Below are 4,406 nucleotides of genomic sequence, written 5' to 3'. Positions count from 1 at the left end.
TTTTAAGTTCCTTTTCCCCAAAATCCTTATAAGGGTTTTCTAAACTTAAGGCCTCCAAACTTGCAGGCACCCTAGGTAAGCCTGAGCTATGGGTAGCCAATTGCTTGAGTGTAATTTTAACATCACCCTTTAATGAAAACCCTAAATACTTGTCAATTTGATCCTCCAAATTGACAAGTCCCTCTACCAGAAAGTTGGCCAGCAAAGTGCCTGTAAAAACTTTTGTAATGGACCCAATTTCGAAAACCTTGTCCTTATTTTGTAGAAACACTGTTGAATCCTGTTCGCGTTTGACTCCTACAAAATTAACCTTCCCATTTTCAATAATGGCAATAGCAAGCTCAGCTTGATTTGGTAATGCCTTCACCTTGTCCAAAATCAATTCATATTGGTCTTCCGGCAATGTTTCTGCTTCTATGACCTGAGACTTGGACCTTTTTGCCTCTGGATTACCACAGCCTTGAATAGCTACAACCATGGATAGTATCAACATGTATTTATTCATCTGTGTAGGGGAGTATTCCTTATAATTTTAATAAAGTCCGAAAATAAGAAAACATGATTACAGTCATTTCTTCTTTTTAGCTATAAGCACGCAAAGGATTGCAGCAATCAGAGTAAACAATGTTCCAAAAATTAACTCTAGGATGTTTTGTGAAAATAAATTCCCAAAGGTATTCAATGAAAAAAACAAGGCAAAAACCCAAATCAGAATATCTATTATTCTGTTTGGGTTCTGATTTTGGAGATTTTGGTACTTGATGATCATCACCGTTATCATAAAGACATTCACCAATATGGAGAAGGTTTCAAAAGTCTTCATTTCCTCAACAGACTTGAGTCTACCGGCCCATACCTTATCATAAGGAATAAACTCAAAGAAGATCAAAAAATGATAGATTAAAACTGCTCCTAGCAGGCCAAACATTATTTTAATAGCTATCTTCTTGCTCATTGACAAATATTTTTAGTATGGTTTTTATAAAAACAATGTACGTACCAAGCCAAAAAGGTATTCATTCAATTTTAAACTTCTCCAATCATCACATCCACACCACCTGTAGCAAAGTTAGGAATATCGTTTACAGCAGCTTGCCCTTCGGGGGTAGCCATTTGTTTTTGCAACTCCTCTAAGGACTCGAAATACAATTCTGCCATTCTATAATGAATAGGTTTACCTCCATCCGGAGTACCCACAAACTTAGTAAACTCCACCTTGCTTAAGCCTTTTATTTTTGCAGCAATTGGAAGATGTGTTTCAGAATAGTAAGCCTCAAAGGCTTCAGGTTCTTCCGGATGACCGTACATTACGACTAATTTTACCATGGTTGACTAATTATAATTTCGATTATTTTTACATGATTGTATTATAAACACTTTTTAAACTTTGAAATATTTCGCTTAAATGAAAATTAAAAGATCTCCACTTTTATTATTTTTCTAAAATGAAATAATTAAGAAGTAAATTTAAATCTAACCAAATAAATTCAAAACATGAGATCCATTATGAAAAACATTCCCAGAAGGAGCAGATAGTACTGTTCCCTAATGCTAATGTTACCTTATTTTGAAAGATTGTTGGTCAAAAACAATAATTGAAACTGTTAATTTTTGAATATTCTTTCACTTGTTTTTGGCTGATTGTGGAGAATAAACAAGACGTTAAAAACCACCAACTGGCAAAACCTTTACTCTACAAGCTTACAAGCTCTTGAATATTGATTGTCCAAATTTTCCATTATTTGAAAAAAACAATGTAATATTACCTATAAAAGGTCTTCATTTTGACATAATACTCCAAACAAAATTTAGGGAAATGTGCGACCGATAAGTTTAAATTTAAGCCATCAATATCTCGCAAGCTAGCATGAAATCTTTCCCTTTTATTACCTTCTTCCTTGCCCTGATTTTCTTAAATGAAGGGTATTGTCAATCACCGGGAGAAAACGCGCCCAATCCTTATGCAGTATCTACCTATGAATGTACCGGCTTGTATTGGACAACTCCTAAATCCGGAAATTGCACTATAAGATATAAAAAACAAACGGAATCCACTTGGACACAAGGACTTGATTTGGTCTTTGATGAAAGAGATGGGCAATACCGGGGGAGTATTATTGGTCTTGACCCAAACACCGACTATCAAGTAGAACTATCCAATGATCAGGCTAAAACAGCCATAAGGTTCACCACTAGAAATGATCAATTTCCAATTGGAAAAATAACCCACCTCTCGGAAGGGGAGTCGACAGAGCCCATCCTAATTACAGAGTCGGGCACACCGGAAGGTTATCATCTCGTAACGGTACCTAAGAACAGTCAGTCCTTGCTCAATATGGGCAATGTAGGCAATGAAGGGATACAAATTGATGCTGACTATGTGATTGTCCGTGGAATAGAAATCCGCAATGCGAAAGTAGATGGCATTCGTATCAAAGAAAACAGACATGATATTGTTATCGAACAGTGTTACATCACTTTTTGGGGCAGGATAGGCGGCCCTATCACCTACGGAAATTTAGAAGGAAGTACGGATAGTGGGATTAACGCAGAAAATGGCACATGGAATTTGACCATTCAAAGAAACCTGATTGAAGACCCAAGGGGTGCCTCAAACGATTGGGAAACGGGACACCCGGCAGGCCCTCAAGGTATCACCATTCGACAAAGTCTGGGTGGGAATGTGATTCGTTACAACGATATTCTATCTACAGAGGATCATGGATTCAATGATGCTATCGGCGGTGGGGCAAATTATTCCAATGTGGGCAATATGAACCGGGACTCAGATATATACGGGAATTTGATCCGCAGTGTATGGGACGATGCCATTGAAGTCGAAGGAGCCAATATGAATGTTCGGGTATTTGGTAATTATGCCCATCAATTTTTCAATGGTATCGCTACGGCTTCTACTACCCAAGGGCCAATATATATTTATAGAAATGTAGTTGGAGAAAGCAGGGTAGGTCATCGAAATTCCAGTGGAGGAGCCTTTCTTAAAACCGGAGAGCGTGAACCATTTGCCGGAGGCCGAAGATATGTATTTCATAATACAGTTGTACAACCAATGGGTGTTACTCATGCCTTTTCAGGTCATGGGATTTCCAACACAGTCACACGAAATAATATTTTTGATGTACCCGGAAGACTGGCAGCTGACCGCGAGACGGTTGACAACAGTGATTACGACTACGATTATTTTTCAGGTCTATCAAAGGGAGTGGCCAAAGAAACAAACAGAATTGGATTCAGTACCACACCTTCCGGAACCAGACTCTACAGGACTTCGTATTCTTTGGAATATTTTCCTCGATCCCGAATTAATTCTATCATCTGGGGACGAAAGCCTTATCAATTCGGTGATGTCAAAAGAAATATAACAGACCCTGTGGTACAAATTCGCAACCCATTGATTGATAGCGGCATCGAAATTCCGGGATTCAATAAGGATTTTAAGGGGAAGGCTCCGGACTTGGGTGCTTTTGAGGTAGGAGTTGCACCGCTGGAATTCGGTAGACGTGCCTATTTGACCCATGATGAAGGCTGGTCTGCATGGGAGAGGTAGATTAGCGTACGTTAAACTGGAAGTCTGTAGTTAAACCCTAAAATTGAAATAGCCTTTGGTTTACCCCCTTAGACTAGAGAAAAATTTAGGAAGGGGATTTGGCAGTATTGATGCAAAAAAACACCTATACCGCCAAAACCTTATGCTGAGCTCTTTAAAGCGAATTCAATTAAGCATTACCAATCATTCACCAATGATAATATAACTTCCATTTGACCCTGAAAACCTGACCTCAGTACTAGAAATGTCTTCGGTGTCTACAGATAAATCGCCTGAACATATTACCAATGGTCTGGTTTTAAAAGGTCTTGTGAATTTTAGCCTCTCTCCGCCAACAGCCAACCCGGTTAGCCTACATTCAGCATTTAGATTTGAACGAGAATCATAGGTGAAAAGGCTCAATACATCTACTGCTGACTCTTTTGCCTGTATGCGAACTTTATGCAAACCAAAACCTAAACCCAATATACCTTTGCGATTTTCCAGGTAATTGACCTTTTTGTCAGTATCGGTAAAGCCAATATTACAAGCTTGCGTCTTCATAAGTTGCTCATCAACGTATATTTCGAGTAACCCTGCATCCGGATTATCTACCCAAGCCACAGAAATATCTGTGCATACCACTTCAATTTCAATGAATTTCCCGGGCTGGAGCGTGACTTTCTCTGTACCATAAGGAGCTCCCCATTCTGAATGGAACGGCACTATTGCTTGCCCCATCAAGTTCCAGTTTGGATTTAAAACAGAAAAGAAGCGTCTGTTTGGGTTTATTTTTGCATCAACGTAGGTCAATTTTGCATTCTCGCCTTCTATTTCAAGAATATGTCTGTCCCCTAAA

At 38.8% G+C, this 4,406-nt stretch carries 5 protein-coding genes; 1 reads left to right on the top strand and 4 read right to left on the bottom strand.

Annotated elements, in window-relative coordinates:
• The 3 genes from AAC037_RS20410 to AAC037_RS20400 form a co-directional block, all read right to left on the bottom strand.
• The coding region (locus tag AAC037_RS20410) for a serine hydrolase domain-containing protein (RefSeq protein WP_339905205.1) at positions 1–505 on the bottom strand (505 nt) is incomplete at its 3' end.
• Positions 506–568: 63 nt separating this feature from the next.
• Positions 569–955, bottom strand: coding sequence for a hypothetical protein (locus AAC037_RS20405; RefSeq protein WP_303614778.1), 387 nt, complete (start codon positions 953–955; stop codon positions 569–571).
• Between the two features lie 71 nt (positions 956–1,026).
• Positions 1,027–1,326, bottom strand: coding sequence for an EthD family reductase (locus tag AAC037_RS20400; protein WP_303614779.1), 300 nt, complete (start codon positions 1,324–1,326; stop codon positions 1,027–1,029).
• Positions 1,327–1,867: 541 nt separating this feature from the next.
• On the opposite strand from AAC037_RS20400, the gene AAC037_RS20395 reads away from it, so the two are divergent.
• Complete coding sequence (locus tag AAC037_RS20395; protein WP_339905203.1) at positions 1,868–3,568, top strand: right-handed parallel beta-helix repeat-containing protein; 1,701 nt, start codon at positions 1,868–1,870, stop codon at positions 3,566–3,568.
• Between the two features lie 183 nt (positions 3,569–3,751).
• Here AAC037_RS20395 and AAC037_RS20390 read toward each other — a convergent pair.
• Positions 3,752–4,406 (bottom strand): hypothetical protein (locus tag AAC037_RS20390; protein WP_339905201.1); only part of this gene is annotated, 655 nt, incomplete at its 5' end.

Origin of the sequence: uncultured Cyclobacterium sp., from assembly GCF_963976465.1 — a bacterium.
Lineage (GTDB): Bacteria > Bacteroidota > Bacteroidia > Cytophagales > Cyclobacteriaceae > Cyclobacterium.
The sequence above is the reverse complement of the archived record's forward strand: the minus strand, read 5'-3'. Positions and strand labels throughout refer to the sequence as shown.